The organism is Streptomyces sp. 351MFTsu5.1 (assembly GCF_000383655.1).
Taxonomy (GTDB): domain Bacteria; phylum Actinomycetota; class Actinomycetes; order Streptomycetales; family Streptomycetaceae; genus Streptomyces; species Streptomyces griseorubiginosus.
Map to the genome: position 1 here is coordinate 184,678 of NZ_KB911781.1, position 25,451 is coordinate 210,128.

Annotated in this window: 26 protein-coding genes and 1 riboswitch; of the genes, 11 read left to right on the top strand and 15 right to left on the bottom strand. The window is 70.3% G+C overall.

Going from position 1 to position 25,451, the window contains the following annotated elements; all coding sequences use genetic code 11:
* The first annotated feature begins 45 nt into the window (after positions 1–45).
* From H295_RS0117690 to H295_RS0117725, 8 genes are all read left to right on the top strand, one after another.
* Positions 46–810: a GntR family transcriptional regulator gene (locus tag H295_RS0117690; RefSeq protein WP_020136666.1), complete on the top strand. Its 765-nt coding sequence runs from the start codon at positions 46–48 to the stop codon at positions 808–810.
* A gap of 156 nt (positions 811–966) precedes the next feature.
* Positions 967–1,218, top strand: coding sequence for a DUF3311 domain-containing protein (locus H295_RS0117695; RefSeq protein WP_030320507.1), 252 nt, complete (start codon positions 967–969; stop codon positions 1,216–1,218).
* Positions 1,215–2,825, top strand: coding sequence for a monocarboxylate uptake permease MctP (mctP, locus tag H295_RS0117700; RefSeq protein WP_020136668.1), 1,611 nt, complete (start codon positions 1,215–1,217; stop codon positions 2,823–2,825). The genes H295_RS0117695 and mctP overlap by 4 nt, the downstream gene beginning before the upstream one ends.
* A gap of 73 nt (positions 2,826–2,898) precedes the next feature.
* Entirely contained in the window at positions 2,899–3,399 is a 501-nt protein-coding gene (locus H295_RS0117705) for a GNAT family N-acetyltransferase (RefSeq protein WP_020136669.1), read from the top strand.
* A 35-nt stretch (positions 3,400–3,434) separates the two neighbouring features.
* Positions 3,435–3,581: riboswitch (cobalamin riboswitch) on the top strand.
* A 122-nt stretch (positions 3,582–3,703) separates the two neighbouring features.
* Positions 3,704–6,085: a ribonucleoside-diphosphate reductase subunit alpha gene (locus H295_RS0117710; protein WP_020136670.1), complete on the top strand. Its 2,382-nt coding sequence runs from the start codon at positions 3,704–3,706 to the stop codon at positions 6,083–6,085.
* Positions 6,085–7,098, top strand: coding sequence for a ribonucleotide-diphosphate reductase subunit beta (locus H295_RS0117715; protein WP_020136671.1), 1,014 nt, complete (start codon positions 6,085–6,087; stop codon positions 7,096–7,098). Before H295_RS0117710 ends, H295_RS0117715 begins: the two co-directional genes overlap by 1 nt.
* A 213-nt stretch (positions 7,099–7,311) precedes the next feature.
* The gene (locus tag H295_RS0117720; RefSeq protein ID WP_028809462.1) at positions 7,312–9,357 is read left to right on the top strand and encodes a putative Ig domain-containing protein; all 2,046 of its coding nucleotides are present in this window, start codon (positions 7,312–7,314) and stop codon (positions 9,355–9,357) included.
* A 51-nt stretch (positions 9,358–9,408) separates the two neighbouring features.
* On the top strand, positions 9,409–9,885 hold the full coding sequence (locus H295_RS0117725) for a hypothetical protein (protein WP_020136673.1): 477 nt from the start codon (positions 9,409–9,411) through the stop codon (positions 9,883–9,885).
* Here the strand turns inward: H295_RS0117725 and H295_RS0117730 are convergent.
* Both H295_RS0117730 and H295_RS47535 read right to left on the bottom strand, forming a co-directional pair.
* Positions 9,878–10,654 carry a hypothetical protein gene (locus H295_RS0117730; RefSeq protein WP_199788594.1) on the bottom strand — a complete coding sequence of 259 codons (777 nt, stop codon included), beginning with the start codon at positions 10,652–10,654 and terminating at the stop codon, positions 9,878–9,880. The two genes, H295_RS0117725 and H295_RS0117730, sit on opposite strands and share 8 nt — an antisense overlap.
* A 29-nt stretch (positions 10,655–10,683) precedes the next feature.
* Entirely contained in the window at positions 10,684–10,821 is a 138-nt protein-coding gene (locus H295_RS47535; RefSeq protein ID WP_020136675.1) for a hypothetical protein, read from the bottom strand.
* A gap of 125 nt (positions 10,822–10,946) precedes the next feature.
* Between H295_RS47535 and H295_RS0117740 the strand changes: the two genes are divergently transcribed.
* A complete protein-coding gene (locus H295_RS0117740; RefSeq protein ID WP_020136676.1) occupies positions 10,947–11,912 on the top strand; it encodes a GlxA family transcriptional regulator in 966 nt (321 codons plus the stop codon).
* Positions 11,913–11,916: 4 nt separating this feature from the next.
* On the opposite strand, the gene H295_RS0117745 is transcribed toward H295_RS0117740, so the two are convergent.
* The 9 genes from H295_RS0117745 to H295_RS0117785 all read right to left on the bottom strand — a co-directional run bounded on the left by H295_RS0117745 (position 11,917) and on the right by H295_RS0117785 (position 21,400).
* Positions 11,917–13,287, bottom strand: a complete 1,371-nt coding sequence (locus tag H295_RS0117745; RefSeq protein ID WP_020136677.1) for a cytochrome P450 — start codon at positions 13,285–13,287, stop codon at positions 11,917–11,919.
* Complete coding sequence (cyc1, locus tag H295_RS0117750; protein ID WP_106960885.1) at positions 13,284–14,378, bottom strand: epi-isozizaene synthase; 1,095 nt, start codon at positions 14,376–14,378, stop codon at positions 13,284–13,286. The genes H295_RS0117745 and cyc1 overlap by 4 nt, the downstream gene beginning before the upstream one ends.
* A 279-nt stretch (positions 14,379–14,657) precedes the next feature.
* The gene (gene def / locus H295_RS0117755) at positions 14,658–15,308 is read right to left on the bottom strand and encodes a peptide deformylase (RefSeq protein WP_020136679.1); all 651 of its coding nucleotides are present in this window, start codon (positions 15,306–15,308) and stop codon (positions 14,658–14,660) included.
* Positions 15,309–15,434: 126 nt separating this feature from the next.
* Positions 15,435–16,415, bottom strand: a complete 981-nt coding sequence (locus H295_RS0117760) for a tetratricopeptide repeat protein (protein WP_020136680.1) — start codon at positions 16,413–16,415, stop codon at positions 15,435–15,437.
* A 104-nt stretch (positions 16,416–16,519) separates the two neighbouring features.
* The gene (locus H295_RS0117765) at positions 16,520–17,788 is read right to left on the bottom strand and encodes an HD-GYP domain-containing protein (RefSeq protein ID WP_020136681.1); all 1,269 of its coding nucleotides are present in this window, start codon (positions 17,786–17,788) and stop codon (positions 16,520–16,522) included.
* Positions 17,785–19,092, bottom strand: coding sequence for an HD-GYP domain-containing protein (locus H295_RS0117770; protein ID WP_020136682.1), 1,308 nt, complete (start codon positions 19,090–19,092; stop codon positions 17,785–17,787). The genes H295_RS0117765 and H295_RS0117770 overlap by 4 nt, the downstream gene beginning before the upstream one ends.
* A 169-nt stretch (positions 19,093–19,261) precedes the next feature.
* Complete coding sequence (locus tag H295_RS0117775; protein ID WP_020136683.1) at positions 19,262–19,681, bottom strand: roadblock/LC7 domain-containing protein; 420 nt, start codon at positions 19,679–19,681, stop codon at positions 19,262–19,264.
* 490 nt (positions 19,682–20,171) lie between these two features.
* Entirely contained in the window at positions 20,172–21,029 is an 858-nt protein-coding gene (locus H295_RS0117780) for a DUF4388 domain-containing protein (RefSeq protein WP_020136684.1), read from the bottom strand.
* A complete protein-coding gene (locus tag H295_RS0117785) occupies positions 21,026–21,400 on the bottom strand; it encodes a hypothetical protein (RefSeq protein ID WP_020136685.1) in 375 nt (124 codons plus the stop codon). Before H295_RS0117785 ends, H295_RS0117780 begins: the two co-directional genes overlap by 4 nt.
* Before the next feature lie 154 nt (positions 21,401–21,554).
* Here H295_RS0117785 and H295_RS0117790 point away from each other — a divergent pair, with 154 nt between their 5' ends.
* Complete coding sequence (locus H295_RS0117790; protein ID WP_020136686.1) at positions 21,555–21,920, top strand: hypothetical protein; 366 nt, start codon at positions 21,555–21,557, stop codon at positions 21,918–21,920.
* Positions 21,921–21,960: 40 nt separating this feature from the next.
* Here H295_RS0117790 and rsrA read toward each other — a convergent pair whose 3' ends face one another.
* The 4 genes from rsrA to H295_RS0117810 form a co-directional block, all read right to left on the bottom strand.
* Positions 21,961–22,272, bottom strand: coding sequence for a mycothiol system anti-sigma-R factor (gene rsrA, locus H295_RS0117795; RefSeq protein WP_020136687.1), 312 nt, complete (start codon positions 22,270–22,272; stop codon positions 21,961–21,963).
* On the bottom strand, positions 22,269–22,952 hold the full coding sequence (sigR, locus tag H295_RS0117800; protein ID WP_020136688.1) for an RNA polymerase sigma factor SigR: 684 nt from the start codon (positions 22,950–22,952) through the stop codon (positions 22,269–22,271). Before sigR ends, rsrA begins: the two co-directional genes overlap by 4 nt.
* Positions 22,953–23,209: 257 nt before the next feature.
* On the bottom strand, positions 23,210–23,860 hold the full coding sequence (locus tag H295_RS0117805; RefSeq protein ID WP_020136689.1) for an alpha/beta family hydrolase: 651 nt from the start codon (positions 23,858–23,860) through the stop codon (positions 23,210–23,212).
* A 1-nt stretch (position 23,861) separates the two neighbouring features.
* On the bottom strand, positions 23,862–24,677 hold the full coding sequence (locus H295_RS0117810; protein WP_078616676.1) for an SOS response-associated peptidase: 816 nt from the start codon (positions 24,675–24,677) through the stop codon (positions 23,862–23,864).
* A gap of 50 nt (positions 24,678–24,727) precedes the next feature.
* Between H295_RS0117810 and H295_RS0117815 the strand changes: the two genes are divergently transcribed.
* Positions 24,728–25,441, top strand: coding sequence for a M50 family metallopeptidase (locus tag H295_RS0117815; protein ID WP_020136691.1), 714 nt, complete (start codon positions 24,728–24,730; stop codon positions 25,439–25,441).
* Positions 25,442–25,451 lie beyond the last annotated feature (10 nt).

Genomic DNA, 25,451 nt, shown 5'->3' on the forward strand with positions numbered 1-25,451 from the left:
AAGGGATCACGATGTGACCCGCATCCGGAGCCGGGAAGGCAGACCATGAGCAGCGACGTCAGCAGTGCGGAGACCGAGGGCGGGGCAGGAGTCCGTACCGCGCGCGTGCCGAAGTACTACCGCCTGAAGAAGCACCTGCTCGACATGACGGAGACCCAGTCGCCCGGCACCCCGGTACCGCCCGAGCGCACGCTCGCCGCCGAGTTCGACACCTCCCGCACCACCGTGCGCCAGGCACTCCAGGAACTGGTGGTCGAGGGGCGCCTGGAACGCATCCAGGGCAAGGGCACGTTCGTCGCCAAGCCGAAGGTCTCCCAGGCCCTCCAACTCACCTCCTACACCGAGGACATGCGCGCCCAGGGCCTCGAACCCACCTCGCAGCTCCTCGACATCGGCTACATCACCGCCGACGACCGGCTCGCCGAGCTCCTCGACATCACGGCCGGCGGCCGGGTGCTGCGCATCGAGCGACTGCGCATGGCGAATGCCGAGCCGATGGCCATCGAGACGACCCACCTGAGCGCCAAGCGCTTCCCGGCGCTGCGCAGGTCGCTCGTCAAGTACACGTCCCTCTACACGGCGTTGGCCGAGGTCTACGACGTCCATCTCGCCGAGGCCGAGGAGACCATCGAGACCTCGCTGGCCACCCCGCGCGAGGCCGGCCTGCTCGGCACCGACGTGGGCCTGCCGATGCTGATGCTGTCCCGGCACTCGTACGACAAGGCCGGAGAGCCGGTGGAGTGGGTGCGGTCGGTGTACCGGGGGGACCGGTACAAGTTCGTGGCCCGGTTGAAGCGGCCGGTCGACTAGGACACCGCCGGGGCCGTACCGGCGGCTCCCGCTGATGCTTCACAGAATCGACATGCCGATACGCCGACGAGGTCTTCCCCTCACGTGACGCGTGACCTAGATTGCCTGCGCGTTACAGGTGATCAACGCTGATCAGTGAGGGGTAGGAGCCACGACATGTCGGACGCACCTGAAGTGAGACCACCGGTGGTGACGCCGGTGCGCGTGGTCATCGCACTCTGCCTGCTCGCGCCCTTCGTGGCGATGCTCTGGGTCGGCTCGTACGCCAAGGTGGACCCGGAGTTCATCGGGATCCCGTTCTTCTACTGGTACCAGATGCTGTGGGTGCTGATCTCCACCGCGCTGACGATGATCGCCTACCAGCTCTGGAAGCGTGACCAGCGCGGCCGCCACGGAGGTGCCAAGTGAACGACGGCGTCAACGGGGTGGCACTCACCGTCTTCATCCTCTTCTTCCTGGCCGTCACGGTCATGGGCTTCCTGGCCGCGCGCTGGCGCAAGGCCGAGAACGAGCACTCGCTGGACGAATGGGGCCTGGGCGGCCGGTCGTTCGGCACCTGGATCACCTGGTTCCTGCTGGGCGGCGACCTCTACACGGCGTACACCTTCGTCGCGGTGCCCGCGGCGATCTACGCGGCGGGCGCGGCAGGCTTCTTCGCGGTGCCGTACACCATCCTGGTGTACCCGCTGATCTTCACCTTCCTGCCCCGCCTGTGGTCCGTCTCCCACAAGCACGGGTACGTCACCACCTCGGACTTCGTGCGCGGCCGCTTCGGCTCCAAGGGGCTCTCGCTGGCGGTGGCGGTCACCGGCATCCTCGCGACCATGCCGTACATCGCGCTCCAACTGGTCGGCATCCAGGCCGTGCTGGACGTCATGGGCGTCGGCGGCGGGGAGAACACCAACTGGTTCGTGAAGGACCTCCCGCTGCTGATCGCCTTCGGCGTGCTCGCGGCCTACACGTACTCCTCCGGCCTCAGGGCCCCCGCCCTGATCGCGTTCGTGAAGGACACGCTGATCTACATCGTCATCGCGGTGGCGATCATCTACATCCCGATCAAGCTGGGCGGCTTCGACGACGTCTTCGGCGCGGCGAGCGAGAAGTACACGGCGGCCAAGGCGGGCGGCCTGGTGCCCCCGGAGGCAGGCCAATGGACCTACGCCACACTGGCGTTGGGCTCCGCGCTGGCGCTCTTCATGTACCCGCACTCCATCACCGCGACGCTGTCCTCCCGCAGCCGTGAGGTGATCCGCCGCAACACCACGATCCTGCCGCTGTACTCGCTGATGCTCGGCCTGCTGGCCCTGCTCGGCTTCATGGCGATCGCGGCCGGGGTCAAGGTCACCAACCCGCAACTGGCGATCCCGCAGCTGTTCGAGGACATGTTCCCGGACTGGTTCGCGGGCGTGGCCTTCGCGGCGATCGGCATCGGCGCGCTCGTCCCGGCGGCCATCATGTCGATCGCGGCCGCGAATCTCTTCACCCGCAACATCTACAAGGACTTCATCAGGCCGGACGCGACCGCGGCCCAGGAGACGAAGGTCTCCAAGCTGGTGTCCCTGCTGGTGAAGGTGGGCGCGCTGGTCTTCGTCCTGACCATGGACAAGACGGTCGCCATCAACTTCCAGCTCCTGGGCGGCATCTGGATCCTGCAGACCTTCCCGGCCCTGGTCGGCGGCCTGTTCACCCGCTGGTTCCACCGCTGGGCGCTGCTCGCGGGCTGGGCGGTCGGCATGGTCTACGGCACGTTCGCGGCGTACGGTGTCGCCTCCCCGACCCAGAAGCACTTCGGCGGCTCGGCGAAGGAGATCCCGGGCATCGGCGAGATCGGCTACATCGGCCTGACGGCGTTCGTCCTGAACGTGGCGGTGACGGTGGTCCTGACGTTCGTCCTGAAGGCGGCGAAGGCCCCCGACGGTGTGGACGAGACCAGCCCGGAGGACTACACGGCGGACGCGGGCGACCCGGGGGTGGAGGTGGAGCTTCCGCCCGCGACAGCGGGGTCGAGCCACTAGGCACACCGTTCACGGGCCGTCGGAGAGGTCGTCCGGCGGCCCGTTGCCGTGCACGTCGTGCACACTCACCCGCATGGACATACTGATCCGCCCCGCAGAACCCACCGACTACGAACCCCTCGGCGAGATCACCGCCCAGGCCTACCTCCGGGACGGCCTGCTCGCCTTCGGCGACGAGGACGACTGGTACTTCCAGGAACTCAGGAACGTGGCCAAGCGAGCGGAGGCCGCGGAGGTCCTGGTAGCCGCCGAGAACGGCCGGCTCCTCGGCGGAGTCACCTACGTTCCCCACGGCGGCCCCCTGGCCGAACTCGCCAGCCCCGCAGAGGCCGAGATCCGCATGCTCGCCGTGGCCCACGAGGCCCGGGGCCGGGGCGTCGGCCAGGCCCTCGTCCAGGCCTGCGTAGACCGCGCGGCGGCAACCGGCACCGACCTCGTCCTGTGCACCCAGCCCACCATGCGCTCGGCCCACCGCATCTACGAACGTCTGGGCTTCACCCGCGTCCCGGAACGCGACTGGAAGCCGATCCCCGGCAACGACTTCACGCTCCTCACCTACAAGTTGACGCTCTGAAGTCACCGCGACACAACATATGGGCCTGCTTCCACCACCTGGCACAAGATGTATGCTCATGCTCGCTGTCGTCGCAGGGGAATCCGGTGTGAATCCGGAACTGTCCCGCAACGGTGTACTCATGCGCGCATAAGCGCACATGAGCGTCAGTCCGAGGACCTGCCGACAGTACGCCCGGCCACCGTGGCCCGGGTGTCATGACGTCCGGGCCTCGTGGAATGGGCCGGTGGACGCGACGCCGTGTGCGCTCGTGTGCTGCCCCCTGCCCTCCGCAAGGCCCCGTGCCAGCGAGGGAGAGCCCCACGTGACCATCGCGCCAGCCGATCCGGCCTCAGCGGCGATCGAGCGGACCGAGCAGCGGACCGGGCAGGAGAACGACGGCCCCGGAGCCGCGTTGCTGCGGACCCTGGCCGAGCTGACCGCCGACCTGCCCGACGCCGACCCCGGCCGCGTCGCCGCCGCCGCGCTCCGCGGCCGGTCCGCGCGGGCCGACGAGTCGGAGCTGCGCGAGCTGGCCACCGAGGCCGCCGCCGGGCTCATCTCCGAGGACCCTGCGTACAGCAGGCTCGCCGCCAGGCTGCTGACGATCTCCGTCGCCGCGGAGGCCGCCTCGCAGGGCGTCACGTCGTTCACCGGCTCGGTCGCGGTCGGCCACCGCGAGGGCCTGATCGCCGACCGGACCGCCGAGTTCGTACGGGTGCACGCCGAGCGGCTCGACGCGCTCGTCGACACCGAGGCCGACGACCGCTTCGGCTACTTCGGGCTCCGCACCCTCCACAGCCGCTACCTGCTGCGGCACCCGATCACCCGCAAGGTCATCGAGACCCCCCAGCACTTCATGCTCCGGGTCGCGTCGGGGCTCGCCGAGGACGACACGACCCGGGCCCTGGACGAAGTCGCCGCGCTCTACGGGCTCATGAGCCGCCTCGACTACCTCCCCTCCTCCCCCACCCTCTTCAACTCCGGCACCCGGCACCCCCAGATGTCGTCCTGCTACCTCCTCGACTCCCCGAAGGACGAGCTCGACTCCATCTACGACCGCTACCACCAGGTGGCCCGGCTCTCGAAGCACGCCGGCGGCATCGGCATCGCGTACTCCCGCGTCCGCAGCCGCGGTTCACTGATCCGTGGCACCAACGGGCACTCCAACGGCATCGTCCCGTTCCTGAAGACGCTGGACGCGAGTGTCGCCGCCGTGAACCAGGGCGGCCGGCGCAAGGGCGCGGCCGCGGTCTACCTGGAGACCTGGCACTCCGACATCGAGGAGTTCCTGGAGCTCAGGGACAACACCGGCGAGGACGCCCGCCGTACGCACAACCTGAACCTCGCGCACTGGATCCCGGACGAGTTCATGCGCCGGGTGAACGCGGACGCCGAGTGGTCCCTCTTCTCCCCCGCCGACGTGCCCGAGCTGGTCGACCTGTGGGGCGAGGAGTTCGACGCCGCGTACCGCGCGGCCGAGGGCAGGGGGCTCGCGAAGCGCACCATCCCGGCCCGTGACCTCTACGGCCGCATGATGCGCACCCTCGCCCAGACCGGCAACGGCTGGATGACCTTCAAGGACGCCGCCAACCGCACGGCCAACCAGACGGCCCTGCCGGGGCACACGGTCCACTCCTCCAACCTCTGCACGGAGATCCTGGAGGTCACGGACGACGGGGAGACGGCGGTCTGCAACCTGGGGTCGGTGAACCTCGGCGCGTTCGTCGACACGAGGACCGGCGACGTCGACTGGGAGCGGCTGGACGAGACCGTCCGCACCGCCGTCACCTTCCTCGACCGGGTGGTCGACATCAACTTCTACCCGACCGAGCAGGCGGGGCGTTCCAACGCCAAGTGGCGTCCGGTCGGCCTCGGGGCGATGGGCCTCCAGGACGTCTTCTTCAAGCTGCGGCTGCCCTTCGGCTCCCCGGAGGCGCAGGCCCTCTCCACCCGGATCGCCGAGCGCATCATGCTCGCCGCCTACGAGGCCTCCACCGACCTCGCCGAGCGCAGCGGCCCGCTGCCGGCCTGGGAGAAGACCCGTACCGCTCAAGGTGTACTGCACCCGGACCACTACGCCACGGACCTCGCCTGGCCCGAGCGCTGGGCGGCGCTGCGCGAGCGCATGGCCACGACGGGTCTGCGCAACAGCCTGCTGCTGGCCATCGCGCCCACCGCGACCATCGCCTCGATCGCCGGGGTGTACGAGTGCATCGAGCCGCAGGTCTCCAACCTGTTCAAGCGCGAGACGCTGTCCGGGGAGTTCCTCCAGGTCAACTCGTACCTGGTGAACGACCTCAAGGCGCTGGGCGTCTGGGACGCCCGCACCCGTGAGGCGCTGCGCGAGGCGAACGGCTCGGTGCAGGACTTCGCGTGGGTCCCGGCGGACGTACGGGCGCTGTACCGCACGGCGTGGGAGATCCCGCAGCGCTCCCTGATCGACATGGCGGCGGCGCGGACCCCGTTCCTCGACCAGTCGCAGTCCCTGAACCTGTTCCTGGAGACGCCGACCATCGGCAAGCTCTCCTCGATGTACGCGTACGCCTGGAAGTCCGGGCTGAAGACGACGTACTACCTGCGCTCGCGCCCGGCGACCCGTATCGCCCGCGCGGCCCAGGCCACCGTCCCCGTCCAGCAGGCGGCCCCGGAAGACGCCGTCGCCTGCTCCCTGGAAAACCCCGAGTCCTGCGAGGCATGCCAGTAATGACCACCGAAGCCAAGAACCTTCTCGACCCGGGCTTCGAGCTGACCCTCCGGCCCATGCGCTACCCGGACTTCTACGAGCGCTACCGGGACGCCATCAAGAACACCTGGACCGTCGAGGAGGTCGACCTCCACTCGGACGTCGCCGACCTGGCGAAGCTCAGCCCCGCCGAGCAGCACCTCATCGGCCGGCTGGTGGCGTTCTTCGCGACGGGCGACTCGATCGTGGCGAACAACCTGGTGCTGACGCTGTACAAGCACATCAACTCCCCCGAGGCGCGGCTCTACTTGAGCCGTCAGCTCTTCGAGGAGGCCGTGCACGTCCAGTTCTACCTGACGCTGCTCGACACCTACCTCCCCGACCCCGAGGACCGGGCGGCCGCCTTCGACGCCGTCGAGAACATCCCCTCGATCCGCGAGAAGGCCGGGTTCTGCTTCAAGTGGATCAACGAGGTGGAGAAGCTGGAACGCCTGGAGTCCCAGGCGGACCGGCGTCGCTTCCTGCTCAACCTGATCTGCTTCGCCGCGTGCATCGAGGGCCTGTTCTTCTACGGCGCCTTCGCGTACGTCTACTGGTTCCGCAGCCGGGGTCTGCTGCACGGCCTCGCCACCGGGACCAACTGGGTGTTCCGTGACGAGACCATGCACATGTCGTTCGCGTTCGACGTGGTCGACACCGTCCGCAAGGAGGAGCCGGAGCTCTTCGACGAGGAGCTCCGGCAGCAGGTCACCGACATGCTGGCGGAGGCCGTGGAGGCGGAACTCCAGTTCGCCCGGGACCTGTGCGGCGACGGACTGCCGGGCATGAACACCGAGTCGATGCGGCAGTACCTGGAGTGCGTCGCCGACCAGCGCCTGACGCGGCTCGGCTTCGCGCCGGTGTACGGCTCCGAGAACCCGTTCTCCTTCATGGAGTTGCAGGGCGTCCAGGAGCTGACGAACTTCTTCGAGCGCCGTCCGTCGGCCTACCAGGTCGCGGTGGAGGGCACGGTCGACCTCGACGAGGACTTCTGACCACAAAGTAAGGAACGGCCAGTGGACGGCCCATGGAGCTTCCATGGGCCGTCCATGAGGCTGCTATGGGGCAGCAAAGTTCTCCTCCGGCTTCTTCTCCCGCCTTCACACCCGCCGCTAGCTTCTGGCACGTCATGCTCATGACTGCGTGATCTGCCGCCGCTACGCGCGTCACGGGCCTGCCTGTAACCCCACCGATGGAGGCAGTACCCCATGCGTGAAATGCCCCGACGGAGCCTGCGAAGACTCCTGACCGCAGCAATACCCGCCCTCGCCCTCGGCCTCGCCGGATTCGCGGCCGTACCGGCGCACGCGGCACCGGCGGCCACCCACACCTCCCGGGTGACCCAGAACAGCAAGGCCCTCACCTCCCCCGAGCGGCAGACCTTCCACACCACCGGCAAGGCCGGCCAGAAGGTCCCGACCACCCACCTGTGCGCCACCGCGGCCCCCGGCGAGGCCTCCTGCTTCGCCCAGCGCCGTACCGACATCAAGCAGCGCCTCGCCACCGCGCTGGCCGCCGCGGCCCCCTCCGGCCTCAGCCCGGCCAACCTGCACAGCGCGTACAACCTGCCCTCGACGGGCGGTTCCGGCCTGACCGTCGCCGTCGTCGACGCCTACAACGACCCCAACGCCGAGTCGGACCTGGCCACGTACCGTTCGCAGTACGGCCTCTCCGCCTGCACCAAGGCCAACGGCTGCTTCAAGCAGGTCAGCCAGACCGGCTCCACCACCTCGCTGCCCACCAACGACACGGGCTGGGCGGGTGAGGAGGCGCTGGACATCGACATGGTCAGCGCGGTCTGCCCGAACTGCAACATCACGCTCGTGGAGGCCAATTCGGCCAACGACACCGACCTCGGCATCGCCGAGAACGAGGCCGTGTCCCTGGGCGCCAAGGTCGTCTCCAACAGCTGGGGCGGCGACGAGGCCTCCTCGCAGACCAGCGAGGACACCTCGTACTTCAAGCACCCGGGTGTGGCGATCACCGTCTCCGCCGGCGACTCCGCCTACGGCGCCGAGTACCCGGCGACGTCCCAGTACGTGACGGCGGTCGGCGGTACGGCCCTGTCGACGTCCTCCACCTCCCGCGGCTGGACCGAGTCCGTCTGGAAGACCAGCTCCACCGAGGGCACCGGCTCCGGCTGCTCCGCCTACGACCCGAAGCCGAGCTGGCAGACCGACACGGGCTGCTCGAAGCGCATGGAGGCCGACGTCTCCGCGGTCGCCGACCCGGCCACCGGTGTGGCGGTCTACGACACCTACGGCGGCTCCGGCTGGGCCGTCTACGGCGGCACCAGCGCCTCCGCCCCGATCATCGCCGGCGTCTACGCCCTCGCGGGCACCCCGGGCTCCAGTGACTACCCGGCGAAGTACCCCTACTCCCACACCGGCAACCTGTACGACGTCACCAGCGGCAACAACGGCTCGTGCTCCCCGTCGTACTTCTGCACCGCGACCACCGGCTACGACGGACCGACCGGCTGGGGCACCCCCAACGGCACCACCGCGTTCACCGCCGGCACCAGCACCGGCAACACGGTGACCGTCACCAACCCGGGCAGCCAGTCCACGACGACAGGCGGCACGGTCAGCCTCCAGATCAGCGCCACCGACGGCGCGGGCGCGGCCCTGACCTACAGCGCGAGCGGCCTGCCGACCGGGCTGTCGATCGCCGGCTCCACCGGCAAGATCACGGGTACGGCGTCCACCGCGGGCACCTACCAGGTCACCGTCACCGCGAAGGACTCCACCGGCGCCTCCGGCTCCACCTCCTTCACCTGGACCGTGGGCTCGACCGGCGGCACCTGCACCTCGTCCCAGCTGCTCGGCAACGCGGGCTTCGAGTCCGGCAACACCACGTGGACCGCGTCCAGCGGGGTCATCACCAACGGCACCGGCGAGTCGGCGCACAGCGGCTCCTACTACGCCTGGCTGGACGGCTACGGCTCCGCGCACACCGACACGCTCTCCCAGTCGGTGGCCGTGCCGAGCGGCTGCAAGGCCACCTTCACCTTCTACCTGCACATCGACACCAAGGAGACCGGCAGTACCGCCTACGACAAGCTGACGGTCAGCGCCGGTTCCACCACCCTGGCCACCTACTCCAACGTCAACGCGGCCTCCGGCTACGTCCAGAAGTCGTTCGACCTCTCCTCGTACGCCGGCTCGACCGTCACGCTGAAGTTCAGCGGGGTCGAGGACTCCTCGCTCCAGACCAGCTTCGTCCTCGACGACACGGCCGTCACGACCAGCTGACCCGGATCCAGGAGGAGGTGTCGTACGTCCAAAGGGGGAGAGGAGATCCCCATGCGTCGTACGACCCACCGCAACGCCCTGGCCCTCGCGGCACTCACCCTGCTGCTCGCGGGGTGCGGCACCGAGGCCGGAAGCGAAGGGGGCGGCGGCAGCGACTCCGCGTCGCCGTCGCCGCCCCCCTCCGCGTCCCCGTCCCCGTCCCCGTCATCCGGTTGCACGACGGTCACGGGCGACCTCGAGGCCACCGACAGCGGCGACACCGTGTGCCTGGCCGTCGGGGACACGGTCCGTATCTCCCTGGACGGGACCAAGAGCCGCCCCTGGAAGCCGGTCACGGTCGAGGGCAGCGGGCTGGAGGCCACCAACAGCGGCATCGTCCTGCTGCCCGGTGACGCGAGTTCCGCTTACAAGGCGGTCTCGGCGGGACAGGTGCGCCTGACTTCGACACGCCCGCTGTGCGCCACCGGGACCGGCAAGGTGTCCTGCAAGGGCATTCAGGAGTGGCGGGTGACCGTGCGGGTCACTTGAGCTTGACCGCGTCCCCGGCCGACGCCTTCAGCGAGGTCGTGGTGGTACCCGGGAAGTACCAGCGCCAGCTGCCCGCCTGCGTGGCGGTCACCTTGGTGCTGAGCCGGCCCACGTTGTCCGTCTTCACGGTCTTGACCGTGCGGTAGTGGGCGGCACCGGCGGCGCGGAACTGGAGCCTGACCGACTGGCCCGGGTAGCCGTGGTACTTCAGGTCCTCCCAGTTGGCCCGGGACAGCTTGCCCTTCACGGTGAGCCGGGCACCCTTGGCGACGGGTTCGGGGGTCGCGTCCGTGGTGAGCTGCGCGGCGCGCTTGACCTTGTACTGGGCGATGTCGTCGTAGATCCAGTAGTCGCCGTCATTGGCCTTGACGGTGGCGGCGACCGCCCAGACACCGGCGAGCCGGTTGCTGTCGATGTCGTCGCTGTCGGCGATCCAGGCGGGGTCGACCGTCATCGTGCCGGTGCACACCGAGGTCGTCGAGCTCTTCCTCACACAGGACGAGTCGTCGTTCCAGGTGAAGAAGCCGTAGGGCGTGGTGTGGTTGAACGTGCTGAGGTGCGTGATCTTCTTGGCGCCCGAGTCGTCCTTGATGGTGACCGCGATCGGAAACGTGATCGTCCGCGCTGTACCGACGATGACGTTCCCGCCCCTGTTCACGACGGTCTTGGTGACCCTGACGTCACCCTCGCCCTCGGCGTGGGCCCCGGTGGCCGTGAGCAGGGTCAGGGCTGCCGCCCCGCCTGCCACGGCCCACAGTCTGTGTCTCATGGTCCTCCCCTGTTGTTGATCAGGAGAGGTTAGACCGTTCGAGTCGCCCCGTGTGCGGCCCGGAACTCGCGCGCCCGCCGGATCTGGCGGTCGACGCGCTTGTCGTGGACGATCCCGATCACGGACGGGAGCACCAGCAGGGCGAAGGTTGCGAGAACAATCAGCATTCCGATCAGTCCTTCTGTCTGTGCGGTCGTCATGTCACTACTGTCGCGCCGTAGACTCCTGACAAACAGTGGCAGGACTGCCGCACACCCTCGATTTACTGCCAACCCTGAGGCACACTGGCAGCATGCTGAACAACGTGGCCGCCGTCGTCCTGGACGGCGTGAACCCCTTCGAGCTCGGAGTCGTCTGCGAGGTCTTCGGCACCGACCGCAGCGACGACGGACTGCCCGTGTACGACTTCGCGGTGGCCTCGGCCGAGGGCCCCACCCTGACCTCGCGCTCGGGCTTCTCGCTGGGCGTCGAGCACGGTCTGGAGCGGCTGGAGTCGGCCGACCTGATCGCCGTGCCGGCGGGCGCCTGCTATGAGACGCGGGAGTTCCCGCCCGAGCTGCTGGAGGCCCTGCGGCGCGGGGTCGAGCGCGGCGCCCGGGTGCTCAGCGTGTGCTCCGGCGTCTTCGTGCTGGCCGCCGCCGGACTGCTGGACGGCCGGCGCTGCACCGTGCACTGGCACCACGCGGAGGAACTGGCGCGCACGTATCCCCGGCTGACGGTCGAGCCGGACGTCCTGTACGTCGACGAGGGCCCGGTGATCACCTCCGCGGGAACCGCCGCCGGCATCGACGCCTGTCTGCACATCGTGCGCACCGAGCAGGGCCCCGAGATCGCCAACAAGATCGCCCGGCGCATGGTCGTACCGCCGCACCGGGACGGCGGCCAGGCCCAGTACATCGAGCGGCCGCTGCCCCGGTCGAAGTGCGACACCGTCGGCGAGGTCCTCGTGTGGATGGAGGGCCACCTGGACGAGGACGTCACCGTGGAGCAGCTCGCCGAGCGCGCGCACATGTCCCCGCGCACCTTCGCCCGCCGCTTCCAGCAGGAGACGGGCACGACTCCCTACCGCTGGATCCTGCGCCAGCGGGTGCTGCTGGCCCAGCGGCTGCTGGAGGCGACGGACGAGACGGTGGACGCGATCGCGGGCCGGACTGGGTTCGGCACCGCGGCCGCGCTGCGCCACCAGTTCCTCCGGGCGGTGGGCACCACCCCGAACGCCTACCGGCGCACCTTCCAGGGCCCCGAGGCGGTCGCCTGAGCCGTCACCTGGGCACCGGCCGCACCAGGAGCCGGTTCGGCCGCAGGGTGATGCCGGGGCGTGGGGTGTCGTCCGAGCCGGGCACCTGCTCGAAGCGGTACCTCCGCGCCAGGGCCGCCGTGAGCAGCGTCAGCTGGGCCATCGAGAAGTGGTCGCTGGGGCACTTCCGGTTGCCGGTGCTGAACGGACTCATGGCGTGTTTGGGAACCGCCTTGGCGCGCTCCGGACTCCAGCGCAGCGGGTCGAACTCCGCACTGTCGTCGAAGGACTTCGCGTCCCGCTGGATCGCGTAGGGGCTGTAGACGATGTCGGATCCGGCCGGAATGCGATAGCCACCGAGTTCGGTGTCGCGTACCGCCCGCCGCGTCAATATCCATACCGCGGGCCACAAACGCATGGTCTCGACCACCAGATAGTTCGTGTACGTGAGCGACCGCACGTCCTCGAATGCCGCAGGACGGCCACCGGTGACGGATTCAACTTCCGCGCACACCTTGTCCGCGTGTTCCGGGTGTTCGGCGAGTACCTGAAGCAGCCACATGATCGTGGACGCCACGGTTTCACCGCCGGGGGTGAGTATCGCGACGACCTGGTCGTGGATCTCCTGTTCGCCGATCGGATCGCCATTCGCATCCTTGGCCGCCAGCAATGCCGTCAGCAAATCGTCCGGCTTTTGGCCGGATGCCCGGCGTTCGGCGATGATCTCGTCGACCACGAGATGCAGATCGGCGAGCGCCCGGTTGAATGCGAGGTTGGCCGGAAGGGGCAGTTTGTACAGCGGCCCCGCCGGTATCACCATCCGCCGGTACATGCCCCGGAAGACGGTCGTCAGCGCGACGCACAGCCGCTCGGCGCGCTCGTCCATGTAGTCCCCGCGCAGCAGGCACCGGGCCGCGATGCGCACGGCGACCCGGAACGACTCCAGGGTGGCGTCGACGGTCTCGCCGGGCCGCCAGCGCTCGGCCAGCGCCTCGGCCTCCTCCTCCATGATCGGCCCGTACGCCGGTATCGCGTCGAGCCGGAACGCGGGCTGGATGGTGCGCCGCTGACGCCGGTGCTGCGGGCCGTTGGCGGTGGCCACGCCCTCCTTGCCGACCAGCCCCTCCAGGGACTCCCAGAGCGGCCCGGCGATGATGAAGTCGGGGTTGAGCGCCACCGCTCCGGTCAGTTCCGGGGTGGTGGGCGCGTACACCGTCTTGGGGCCGAGCCTGAGGCGCACGACGTCGCCGTAGGCCCGCAGGCCGGACAGGAAGGTCAGCGGATCGCGTGCGAGTCGCAGGCCGTGCCCGAGGAGCGGCACCCGGCTGCCGGCGAGGGGCGGCTCACCCGGCTCGGGAACCACCGGGGTGTCGGGTTTCACGGATTCGACGGTCATTTCTCACCTGCCGCTTCGTTGTTGACGTACGGGGGCGTGGACCGGTCGTCCCAGCTGTCGACCTGGTAACGGCCGGACTCGTGGTGGAACCAGTAGACGGTGCTGAACCAGTTGCGCATATTGCGGACGCAGGTCCTGACGGCCGCGCTCAGTTCCTTTCCCCGCGCGGTGCCGTCGTCGAGTCCGAGGGCGAACTGAAGGGCGTCGGCCTCGGCCACCAGGAAGGCGTCCACGCATTTGGCGACCAGTCGACGCATTTCCCGGATCGCCTCTTCGAGCGTCAGTCCCTCGTGCTGGATGAGGCTGATTCCGAGATTGTGCACCTCGTCGCCCGCGATTTCCTTGGGGAGCGAACACAGGTCGTTGTACCAGGCGGCGAATTCCTGACTGAGCAGGGCGGCCCGCCGATAGGAGGAGTGTTTCCTGACCGCATCCGGGAGTTCGCATCCGGCGCCGGCCTCCAGAAGGTCCGTCCATATCCAGTGGGCGAACGTCAGGCGGCGCAGTGCCAGATACTCCTGGACCGGGGGGACGACTCCGTCGGCACGATTGCGGAATTCCCGGTCGTAGGCCTCGATCACGTCGTGGAAGTGCCGGGCGAACCGGGTGTTCCACGTCGGCGGCAGGAACGAGTACAGCCGTGTGAGGGTGTCGGCGAAGGCGGCGACCAGCGGATCCTCGTGGTGCAGGTGGTCCCGCGGGGCGTCGAGCGCCGCGTGCAGCCGGCGCCTCAACCGCCGCCAGGCCGCCGGGCGGTGGTGGACGATGTCACGGTCGTGCCGGTCGTCCCAGACGAAGAACCAGGCGCTGAAGTCCGCTATCGCCTGGAGGACCTCGTCGGGGGCGTCGAGGTAGTACCCCGCCATGAGGTCCGTGTAGCACAGTCCGTCGGCATATTCTGCGACCGCGTCCGCCGACATGAGCCGCTTTTTCAGAAGCCAGGTGCGGGTCCTCTCCTGGAGCCTGGGCCAATACGGATGCAGTTGCCTGGGAAACGCTGCCTCGATCACCGGGAGAGAGAGCGACGGTGGAACCGCGATCGCCGTCGGCGACGGCGCCGACGACGTGATGCTGTGTGGGAAAGCAGGCACGAACAAACCCCTTCCAGCCGCCAGTTGACACACGCCCTCCGCTGAACCGGGCGTGCGCCGTTGCGTATCCCCGCACTTCCCATTCAGCACCACAACTGACCGTTTTGAGAACGGATTTGCTTCCTTCACTACCCCAAGGTGCCGAGATTCTCCCCGTGCGCGACCGGAAACGGATCACCGCATGAGCACATCCGATCGAACGTGCGACGCACATGCGAACGGCGCCTGTTGGGGAGGTGCTCCCCGAACAGGCGCCGTGCGGACGGGCGTTGTACGACGTCAGTCGTTCGCGACCACGGGGTAGCGGGGCTCGTTCTCGGCCATCTGCCGCAGCGCGTCCTTGCGTTCGCGCTTGGAGAGACGGTCGATGTAGAGGTAGCCGTACAGGTGGTCGGTCTCGTGCTGGAGGCAGCGGGCGAAGTAGCCGGTGCCGCGCACCTTGACCGGGTTGCCCTTCTCGTCCTGCCCGGTGACCTCGGCGTAGTCGGGACGGGCGAGCGGGGCGTAGGCGGTCGGCACCGAGAGGCACCCCTCGTTGCTCTCGTCCAGCTGGCGCCGGTCGGCGGGCAGGTCGACGAGCTTGGGGTTGCAGACGACACCCACGTGCCGCTTGCCCTCGTCGTCCTGGCAGTCGTACACGAAGACCTTCAGGTCGACGCCGATCTGGTTGGCGGCGAGGCCGACGCCCTCGGCGGTGCGCTGGCTGGCGAACATGTCCGCGACCAGCTGGTCCAGCTCCGCGCCGAACTCGGTGACGTCCTTGCACTCCTTGTGCAGCACGGGGTTCCCGACGACGGTGATGGGCCGCGAGGTGCCGCGCTCACGCCAGGCGTTCTCCCGCTCCTCGGTCTCCTCGGTGTCGACGACGAACCCGTCGTCGTCGACGGGGAGCACGCCCGCGTGCTGCTGATCGGTGTCCTGCTGGGCCATGACCTACGGATGCCTTCCTAAAACAAGAACAGGGGGTGACTGCGCATACAGGGTACGGGGAGCTTGCTTTCAGGGGCGCGGGGAACTGCGCGACCAGCCACGACGGCGCCGCACCCGGCCGACGACCTAGCAGACCTCTTCCAAATCCCGCCAATCACGAGAATCCGGACTGTCCGCAACCCACCCGTCCAGCAACCCCCGTACCAGCGAAGCCGGCGCAGCCACCCCGCACTCCCGCTCCGGCACCCACAGCTGCCCGTCCGTCCGATGCCCCAGCGGCCCGGGATGCCCCGGCTCACTGTGGTCGTGCGGATCCAGATGCTCCCCGTCGCCCTCGTCCGACGGCATCCGGGACTCCGAGCACATCCGGCACAGCAGCCGTACCGACGACGACCAGTCCTCCGCCGCGAACCCCGCGTCCGCGGCCAGCTGCTCCAGCGCGTCCCGGTCCGCCTCGGTGGCCGCCTCGAGCAGCACCACCCAGGTCGGCACCGGCGACGGCGCCCACAGCTCGATCTCGTCGAACACCGGGTAGGCATGGCCGGACGCGGTCGTCCGCTCGCCGTGCGGCACGCCGTCGTGGAGCACGACCTCGCCCCAGCGCCGCCCCGAGGACGGCAGCGGGATCGACAGCACCTCGATGCGGGCGGGGTCCAGCCGCCGCCCCCAGACCACCTCGGCCTCCCCCTCCGGGGACAGCCGTACGGCGGCACTGCCCAGGTCCATCCCCAGCGGCTCACCCGAGGCGGTGGCACCGCCCGGCACCCGCAGCCCGTACGCCTGCCAGGCCCGCCGGGCCAGCGGCCAGTCCTGGAGGGCGGTCGCGGCGATGCCGACGTTCCACCAGTCGGGCGCCCCGGCCTCCCGGTCGAGCAGCGCGACGGCCCGCAGGCCCGCGGCCCGCGCCTGCTCCCAGTCGTGCCGGAACTTGTGCAGCAGGGCGAGGTTGAACCAGGACTCGGACAGCCACGGCTCCAGGTCCGCGGCACGTGTCAGCAGCGCGCCCGCGTCCTCGTACCGGCCGTCGCCGATCAGCGTGAACGCACGGTCCGTGGCCTGCCGCCAGGAGGCGGAGGGCCGGTGCCGTCCCTTGCCGAAGATCCTCACGATTCCCGCCTGCCAGTTCCGTCGAGTGGGCTGGCTGTGCCCCCGGACACCCTCTCTCTCGCATCCAACCACGTGTGGTCGGAAGGGCGCTCATTACCCATGGGTTACCCCGTCACGGGCGAGGTCAGACAGTCTCTCGACAGCACTCTGGCCAGCGCCTCCACGACCTCCGGAGCGTAGTCCCCCGCGGTGCCCAGGCGCAGCTCCTCGAGCGCGGTCAGGGGTCCGCCGGGACCGGCGTCCCGCACCTTCTCCTCGTACGCGTTCACCGCCCGCACGATCCGGGCCGCCGTCGGCTGCTCCCGGCAGGGGTCGGCCTGCCGCTCCACGACCACCGCGACGGCCGGATCCACGCCCGTCTGCCGTACGACGGCCCCGCCGAGCAGGGCGATACGGCGCTGTTCGGCGACGGGCAGCGACGCGGTGGCGCCCGCGGGCACCGCGTCGACGAGACTGAGCTGGCCGATGTCGTGCATCAGGGCCGCGTACTCCAGGACGGTGAGCTCTGGCCGGGTGAGCCCGAGGTCCCGGCCGACCTCCCGGCAGAGCGCGGCGACCCGGCGCGCGTGCCCGGCCGGGGTGTAGCCGGCGATCTCGGTGGCGCGGGCGAGGGAGGCGATGGTCTGCCGGTTGGTGGCCCGGACGGCGGCGTACCGGCGGACCGAGAGCTGGGTGAGCAGCAGCGGCACGGAGAACACGGGCAGCGCCCACAGCCCCGCGACGGCCACCGCGAGCGCCATCACGGCCCCGGTGGCGACGACGGCGGACCCGATGCCGAGCAGCGCCCGCAGCTCGTCCCTGAGCAGCGGGGCGAAGGGCCAGCGGGTGCGGGAGTGCGCGAGCGCGGCGGCGAGCACGGCGTCGCACAGCGCGGTCAGGGAGAGCAGCGCGAGCAGGAGCAGGGCGTAGGCGGGGCCGCCCCAGCGCTCGAACGTCCCCTGGTTGTAGAGGGGTTGGAAGCACACGGCGGCGAAGCCGACGGTGAGCACCCGGCGGGCCAGCTGGTCGGTGGTGGGGCCCTGGCCGCGTCCGACGTGCGGCACGCTGCCGACGAGGGAGGCGGCGAGGACCACGGTCACGACCTGGCCGGCGCCGTGATGGGTGGGCGCGCCGGCGTTCTCCCCGAGCAGCGCGTACGACAGCGCCCCGGCGGCCCCGAGCGGCGCGGCCTCCCGGACGTGGGACCCACCACGGCGGTTGAGCTCGCCGACGGCGATCAGCACCCCGAAGGCGAGAGCGGTCCCGCGCTCCTCCAGCCCGCCCCAGAGGGAGCAGGCGAGGCAGCCGAGCGCGAGGAGGAGGGCACAGGTGTGGACGAGGACCCGGAGCCAGGAGCACCGGCGGGACGCCCTCGGCACCTGTCGGCCGTTCATCGGCGTGCTCCCTGCCGCCCGGCGACTCCCGGCCGCGGCTGCGGCACGTCCGTCTCGTCGGCCGTGACCGCGGGATGCCAGCCGTGCCGGGACAGGGCGCGGACGAGTGCCGTCACCATGCGCGGGTCGAAATGGCTGCCCGCGCAGCGCTCCAGCTCCTCCAGCGCGGCGCCGACCGGCCGGGCCCGGCTGTAGGACCGGGTGGAGGTCATGGCGTCGAAGGCGTCGGCGACCGCCACCACCCGTGCGGACTCCGGGATCTGGGCCCCCCTCAGTCCGTACGGGTATCCGCTGCCGTCCAGCCGCTCGTGGTGGTGGAGCACGGCGGCCCGGGCCTCCCCGAGGAAGGAGATGCCGCGCACCATCTCGTGCCCGTACTCGGGATGCAGTTCGATGACCCGCCGCTCCTCGGGCGTGAGCGGCCCGTCCTTGCGGAGCAGCCGCGTGGGCACCCCGAGCTTGCCCACGTCGTGCAGGATCCCGGCGAACCGCAGCACCTCGGTCCGGGCGTCGTCCATGCCGAGCTCCCGCGCGATCATCATCGACGCCTGTCCGACCCGCTCGCTGTGCCCGCGCGTGTACTCGTCCTTGATGTCGACGGCCTGCACCAGGGCCCGGATGGTGGCCTGGTGCGCGGCCCGCTCCCGGTGGTACTGCGCGAACGCCCACCACGACACGCACATCGGCAGCAGCACGAGCAGCGCGGCGACGGGGCCGTAGGGACTGCGCCACAGCACGGCCATCATCAGCCCGGCCAGGCCGTGGACGGCGACGGGAGCGAGGGAACGCAGGAAGAGACCGCGCCAGGCCCGCCGTACCGGAATCCGGTCGGCGAGCGTCAGGATGCCGCCGTCCAGCAGGCTCAGCACCAGGCAGAAGGCGAGCACCGCGGCCCCGGCCGGGACCAGCGCGTACGGGAAGTCGGAGGCGCCGACGGCGTCCCGGCCGCCCAGCGCCCCGTGCACCCGTGCGGCCGCCCACACCCCCACGGCCAGCTGCGCTCCCCGCCAGAGGCGCCTGAGCCGGCGGGGGCGCTGACCGACCGGGGACAGCAGCGCCCCCGGCAGGGCCACGAGGGCGGCGGCGGAGGGCGGCAGCAGAAAGGCACCGGCGAGCAGCACGGGATGGAAGGTGCCGGCGTACCGCCACCGGGCGGCGGCCTGCTCGCATCCCGCGTATAGCACAGCGAGCAGGAGGACCGCCCACCAGGTGGCGCGGACGGCGGTCAGCGGCAGCAGACAGAGCAGTGCGGCTACGGCGACACAGGCGACGTACGCACGCGCGCGTACCGGTACCGCCTCCACGCCAACGCCTCCCCCGGCCGCGCCTGCTACGGCTCCGGAGCGTAGAACGCGGGGCGGGCCGCGGGGGTCGCCATGGGGGAATCTGCGGGCCTACGGCCTCAGGATTAGCCCGATCGGGTGATTACGGGATGCATGTTCCCGTGTGCGGCCTCGACCGCGGGTCCCCGTGTCAGTGGGAGACGTCCGCGGCGAGCACCTTGCCGAGTTCCTCGACGACGGCGGGCGACTCGCGTTGCAGCGCGGCGAGGTCGAGCCCGTCGTCGCAGATGAGCGTGAGCAGTGCGCGGTCGCCGACGGCCGTCACGACGACGTGTCCGGTACCGCCCCGCACCACCACCTCACGCAGCGGTCCCGCACCGCACTGGTCGGCCATCCGGCGGCCGACCCCCAGGGTCGCGGCGGCCAGGGCGGCGACGGACTCGGGGTGCACGGAGTCGACGTCGGCGACGACCAGCAGTCCGTCCGCGGTCGACAGGACGCTCTCGCTGACGCCCATCACGCGGTCGCGCAGGGAGGTGAGGATGTCGGTGAGGGTGGTACCGGAGTCCTGCGGTTCGCCGTCCGGCCGGGGCGAGGGGTTTTCGGTCATGGACACGTGCTCCTTGGTCCGGACGCCGACGGGGGCTCGGTCGGGCTCCTGTGCTCGGGAAGGGCCCCGAGCCCCTGACGGACGCGCCGCAGTGTTTCGATCGAGGGTTGTTCGGCGGCCAGTTCCTCGGGCGAGGGAACCGGAAAGGCGAACGGAGGCGCGGTGGCGGGGGAAACACCGCGCACGGGGAGGGGTGGATGCGCCGACGGACGGTCGGCGGGCGGTCGGGGAGAGCGCTCGGCGGAGGGGTCGCCGCGGCTCTCCGAGCAGGGTGCAGCGGGGGTGTTCGAGGTGCCGGTGGTGCTCGAAGTCCTGTCCTCTTCCGCGGGGTTGGGCGGACGTAAGCGCACGGTCCCCGCATCAGGATCCGACGGGACGGTCCCCGTATCCGCATCCGTGAGTTCGGCGGATCTCCCCGCCCTCCCGGAACCCGCGGACTCCCCCGCACCCCGTCGTCTCCGCCGTCTCGCGGGCTCTTCGGCTGCCGGGCTCACCGGTCGGCCTTCTCTCCGCGCTCGCCGGAACGCGTGCCGCCGCCCGGCCTGCGTCGGGGCAGGGGGCCGCCGGTGGGGGTGGGCCCGTCGGCGCTGCCCGGCAGGACACGGGGCGCGGTGCTCGGCCGGTCGCCCGGCGCGGTCCTGGCCTCCCGGCGGATCAGGCCCTGCGATTCCAGGCGGTCGAGGTCCAGCATGACCGCGTACAGCCCCCGCCCGAGAGCGAAGGCGAGATCGCGGGGAGTACGGCGCCCGTTGACCGCGTCGAGCAGGTGCCGGAGCCGCGGCGGCACCCACGGCCCGCCCCGGTGCCCCTCGCGTGCGGCGGCGCCATGTACCCCGGGCTCCCCCACCGCCGCGGGGCGCGAGCGTGCCAGTTCGCCCGCCGTCACCCCGGCCCGCCCCAGCAGGCGCACGCGGCGGGCGACCTCGTCGGTGAGCGCCCGGGGTTCCACCCCCGGCGAGGCGACCAGCGTCGGCTCGCGGTCCCCCGTGTTCCAGTCGCCCGCCGCCCCGAGGGACATCGCGAAGGCGCCGTCGTGGACCGCGGCCGTACAGACGACCTCCAGTTCCGCGGCGCCGATCAGGCCGGCGGCGACCAGGTGGGCGCCGAGCCGGTCGGCGTCCGGTTCGGTGGCGCAGGCGGTGAGCCAGGCCTCGTCGTCGATACGGCCCGTGGTGAGCAGGGCCGAGGTGGCGGTCGGCGCACCGGGCGTCTCGATCGCGCCGACCAGGCCTTTCCGGAGATGGATCGTTCCGCCGGGGGAGCCGGAGACCCGGACCGTGCCGGTGAACTCCTCTTCCCGCAGCGCCTGGAGGAGCCCGGGGACGTTCCGCGCGGCAGGCGCTTTCACGCCAGCACCTCGGTGACACGGTCGCCCAGGCTGCGCAGGGCGAGCGCCACGTTGGCCCGGTCGCGGTCCAGTCCGGCCGCGAGGAGCAGGGGGTCACCGGCCGGCCGTACGACGGAGAACAGCATCTGATGGCGGCGCCGGCTGGTCAGGACCACGCTCTCCAGATCGCCCTCGGCCCCGGCCTCGCCGAGCCGCTGCGCGATGAGGGCGGCGAGTTCGCTGCTCTCGGCGCCGCCGCCGGCCTCACCGACATCGCCCGCGGCGCCGTAGACGAGTCCGGTCACCGCGTCGATCAGGGCCACGCCCGTGACTCCGGGCGAGTCGAGCAGTCGGTCCAGGGAGGTCTGGAGCGCCGTCGCGTTTTCCCCCATTGGCCCTCCACGGTCGGACACCACGCACTACTTTGAACGACAAGTTTCGGCGCACACGCCAAAGTTGGCGCTAAGTGACCCCTGAGTCGCTTGCTGTCGATCGTAGTTGTCCGAGCATCGACCGGTCAGCAGCACGGAAGAATTGAGGAAACCGGTGAACATCGAGACCGCACTCAAGGAAGCCATGAGCCTGGACGGCGCGATCGGCGCCGCCGTCGTGGACTATGACAGCGGCATGACGCTCGGTTCGCTCGGCGGCGGCCAGGGTCTTGACCTGGAACTCGCGGGTGCGGGCAACACCGAGGTGGTACGGGCCAAGATGCGCACCCTGGCCTCGCTGGACATGGACGACGTGATCGAGGACATCCTCATCACGCTCGGCAAGCAGTACCACCTGATCCGGCCACTGACGAGCAGCCAGGGTGCGCTCTTCTTCTACGTCGCTCTGGACCGGTCCCGCAGCAATCTGGCGCTGGCCAGACATGGCCTCAAGCGGATAGAGAGCGGTCTGGAGATCTGATCCCGCGGCGCTCCGCGGGCCGCACGGCGCGCGGCGGCGCTCAGGACTCCTGCGGCGTCGCCGGCGCGGCGGTCACGTCGTGCTCGGGCACCGTCTGCCCGGAGCGGATCAGGTCGAGCCGCCCCAGGACCTTGGCGCGCAGGTCGGTCGGGACGTCGTCCTGACCGCAGCAGCGCTTGACGAGCTTCTTCACGGCCTCTTCCAGGCCGTACTTCTCCAGGCACGGCGAGCACTCCGTGAAGTGCTGCTTGAACTTGGCGCGGTCGACGTCCGGCATCTCACTGTCGAGGAACTCGTAGAGATGGTCCAGGACTTCAGAGCAGTCCGTCTCGTGCGGCTCTCCGCAGCTCATGAGCCCGAGCCTTTCGCTTCGTTCGACTCCCCTGCACCGGCCGGGACGAGCCCGCGCTCGCGGGCGTAGTCCTCGAGCATGCCGCGCAGTTGACGGCGGCCGCGGTGCAGGCGGGACATCACCGTACCGATGGGTGTCCCCATGATGTCCGCGATCTCCTTGTACGCAAAGCCCTCTACGTCAGCGAGATAGACGGCGATGCGGAATTCCTCGGGGATCGCCTGGAGCGCTTCCTTCACGTCCGAGTCGGGCAGGTGGTCGAGCGCCTGCGACTCGGCGGAGCGCAGACCGGTCGACATGTGCGACTCGGCACGGGCGAGCTGCCAGTCCTCGATCTCCTCGGCCGCGGAGCGCTGGGGTTCGCGCTGCTTCTTGCGGTACGAGTTGATGAAGGTGTTCGTGAGGATCCGGTACAGCCACGCCTTGAGGTTGGTGCCCTCACGGAACTGGTGGAAGGACGCGTACGCCTTGGCGTACGTCTCCTGCACCAGGTCCTCGGCGTCGGCCGGGTTGCGTGTCATGCGCAGAGCGGCCGAGTACATCTGGTCGAGGAATTCGAGCGCGTCCCGCTCGAAGCGCGCGGTGCGCTCCGCGGTGGTCTCCGTGCTCGTGCCCTGGCCCTCGGGCTGCTCCGCCTGGCCGTTGTCGGTCCCTGCGTCGATCCCAGTGACCGGACCCACCTCCTCAAGATTCCTGGCAGCAACGAAACCGGTGCCACCGGAATTGGAGGATAGACGACTACCCGTCCCGGCCGCCCCTCGAATCGGGGTGGTCTTGGCCGCACGCAGTACCGTCCAGTCCAGGTCAGCACGGCTGCTACGGCTCGGGCAGAAGGTCGAACCCATGCGGCGGACTTCCTCTCCACGACGGTCGGTGCTGGGTGTTCAGCACTTCTGTCCGCCTCAACAGAGGGTCGCGGCTCAACATTCCCGGAGCTTCACCCCAGTGACCGGGCCCACGTCACGACGGCGTCCGTGATGACCGTCACGGCCTCCTCCTGGGTGATCCCGGCCCGCTTCGGCACCGCGAAGCCGTGATCGCCGTAGGGGACCTCGACCAGCTCGAACGAGCCGTCCGGGAACTCCTCCGGCTTCCCGAAGGGATCGTTGCCGCCCTGCACGACCAGGGTGGGCACCCCGGATCCGAGCAGTTCGTCGGCACGGGACTTCTCCGGCTTGCCCGGCGGGTGCAGCGGAAAACTGAGGGCGAGCACGGCATGGGCGCCCAGCTCGACGGCCGTACGGCAGGCGACCCGGGCGCCCGCGCTGCGCCCGCCGGAGATCACCGGCAGGCCCCCCTTCGCCAGGGCCGGCCAGATGCCCCGCCAGCCCACGTCCAGCGTCTTCGGCGCGGGTGCGAGCTTCTTGCCCGCCACCCGCCAGGGCTGCTCGACGAGGGCGACGGTCACCTGGTGCCGCGGGAGGACCTCGGCGAGGGCCTGGAGGTCCCGTGCCTCGATGCCGCCGCCCGCTCCGTGGCTCACCGCCAGCACGAGCCGTGCCCTGCTCGCGCGATGCCAGGTGATGCGGGCGTCCCCCGCGTCGGTGCCGATGATCTCGGAGGTCTCTTCGGAGGTCGCTTTGGTCACGTCAGAAGAGTGTGCCCTCTTCCGGCCCCTCCAGCTCCTTCAGCAGCTCCGGGCCGTTGTTGCGGACGTTGCTGACGGCCGTGCTCACCGGGTACGCGCGCATGAGCCCCTCGGGCGGCGGCGCGAGCAGGGAGCGCAGGTCGTCCACGTCCGTGCGGGACGGGTCGAGCCAGGTGTCCCAGCGGTCCGGGGTGAGCATGAGCGGCATCCGGGGGTGGATGTCGGCGAGGGAGCGCGGTCCGTCGGCCGGGGAGACGGCCAGCGAACCCGTCTCCGCCTCGGTCGTGATCACCGAGCAGGTGACCCACCAGGCCCCCGGGTGGTCGTCGGGCAGGGTCTTGTCCCGCCAGAACTCGTACAGCCCGGCCATCGCGAAGACCGAGCCGTCGGCGGGCAGCACGAAGTAGGGCTGCTTGCGCGGCCGCTTCTTCTTCCCCTCGACCTCCAGGTCGCGCTCCTGGGTGCCGGTGACCCACTCGTAGTAGCCGTCGGCCGGGATGATGCACCGGCGGGTGGCGAAGGCCCTCTTGTACGACGGCTTCTCGTGCACGGTCTCCGCGCGGGCGTTGATCATCCGGGCGCCGCCCTCGGGCGTCTTCGACCAACTCGGCACCAGTCCCCACTTCAGCTTCCGCAGCTGCCGAACCGGCCGGGGATCCTCCGCGTCCTTGAGAGGACGGTCCAGGACGGCGTAGACCTCCTTGGTCGGGGCCACGTTGTAATCGGGCTCCAGGGTCTCCTCGGGTTCCCACTTCTCGATCTCAAAGATTCCTGCGAGATCCTCGGGCCCACGACTCGCTGCATACCGTCCGCACATACGTGCCACACTGCCAGACTCCGTACGAGGAGAGGGAGCCACCCGGAAACATGGACACCAGCACAGCGACCTCTCTCTGGGACGAGCTCACCGGCCTCCAGCCCGATCCCGACCTGTGGGTGGTGCTGGCCACCCTGGTGGCGGCGCTGGCCGTCGTGGTCCCGCATCCGCTGTGGCGCCTGTCGCGCAACGCGATCACCATCGCCCACGAGGGTGGACACGGCCTGGTCGCCCTGTGCACCGGCCGGCAGCTGACCGGCATACGGCTGCACTCCGACACCAGCGGCCTCACCGTCAGCCGCGGCAAGCCGCACGGCATCGGCATGATCCTCACGGCCGCGGCCGGCTACACCGCTCCCCCGCTGCTGGGCCTGGGCGGCGCGGCCCTGCTGGCGGCGGGCCGGATCACCCTGCTCCTGTGGGCGGCGACGGCCCTGCTGGTGGCGATGCTGGTGATGATCCGCAACGCCTACGGGGCACTGACGGTCGTGCTCACCGGCGGCACCTTCGTGGTGGTCTCCTGGCTCACCGGCCCCCAGGTCCAGGCGGCCTTCGCCTACGCGGTCGTGTGGTTCCTGCTGCTCGGCGGAGTACGTCCCGCTTTCGAGCTACAGGCGAAGCGGTCGAGGGGCGGCACGGGCGACTCGGACGCGGACCAGCTCTCCCGCCTGACCCACGTCCCGGCGGGCCTGTGGCTGTTCCTGTTCCACGCGGTGAGCCTGTGCTCGCTGATAGGCGGGGGCAGGTGGCTACTGGAGGTATGACGCGCCCCGA

Coding starts and splice junctions, on each gene's coding strand:
- H295_RS0117690 (WP_020136666.1), top strand. CDS start 46: ATGAGCAGCGACGTCAGCAGTGCGGAGACCGAGGGCGGGGCAGGAGTC.
- H295_RS0117695 (WP_030320507.1), top strand. CDS start 967: ATGTCGGACGCACCTGAAGTGAGACCACCGGTGGTGACGCCGGTGCGC.
- H295_RS0117705 (WP_020136669.1), top strand. CDS start 2,899: ATGGACATACTGATCCGCCCCGCAGAACCCACCGACTACGAACCCCTC.
- H295_RS0117715 (WP_020136671.1), top strand. CDS start 6,085: ATGACCACCGAAGCCAAGAACCTTCTCGACCCGGGCTTCGAGCTGACC.
- H295_RS0117720 (WP_028809462.1), top strand. CDS start 7,312: ATGCGTGAAATGCCCCGACGGAGCCTGCGAAGACTCCTGACCGCAGCA.
- H295_RS0117725 (WP_020136673.1), top strand. CDS start 9,409: ATGCGTCGTACGACCCACCGCAACGCCCTGGCCCTCGCGGCACTCACC.
- H295_RS0117730 (WP_199788594.1), bottom strand. CDS start 10,654: ATGAGACACAGACTGTGGGCCGTGGCAGGCGGGGCGGCAGCCCTGACC.
- H295_RS47535 (WP_020136675.1), bottom strand. CDS start 10,821: ATGCTGATTGTTCTCGCAACCTTCGCCCTGCTGGTGCTCCCGTCCGTG.
- H295_RS0117740 (WP_020136676.1), top strand. CDS start 10,947: ATGCTGAACAACGTGGCCGCCGTCGTCCTGGACGGCGTGAACCCCTTC.
- H295_RS0117745 (WP_020136677.1), bottom strand. CDS start 13,287: ATGACCGTCGAATCCGTGAAACCCGACACCCCGGTGGTTCCCGAGCCG.
- def (WP_020136679.1), bottom strand. CDS start 15,308: ATGGCCCAGCAGGACACCGATCAGCAGCACGCGGGCGTGCTCCCCGTC.
- H295_RS0117765 (WP_020136681.1), bottom strand. CDS start 17,788: ATGAACGGCCGACAGGTGCCGAGGGCGTCCCGCCGGTGCTCCTGGCTC.
- H295_RS0117775 (WP_020136683.1), bottom strand. CDS start 19,681: ATGACCGAAAACCCCTCGCCCCGGCCGGACGGCGAACCGCAGGACTCC.
- H295_RS0117785 (WP_020136685.1), bottom strand. CDS start 21,400: ATGGGGGAAAACGCGACGGCGCTCCAGACCTCCCTGGACCGACTGCTC.
- rsrA (WP_020136687.1), bottom strand. CDS start 22,272: ATGAGCTGCGGAGAGCCGCACGAGACGGACTGCTCTGAAGTCCTGGAC.
- H295_RS0117810 (WP_078616676.1), bottom strand. CDS start 24,677: ATGTGCGGACGGTATGCAGCGAGTCGTGGGCCCGAGGATCTCGCAGGA.
- H295_RS0117815 (WP_020136691.1), top strand. CDS start 24,728: ATGGACACCAGCACAGCGACCTCTCTCTGGGACGAGCTCACCGGCCTC.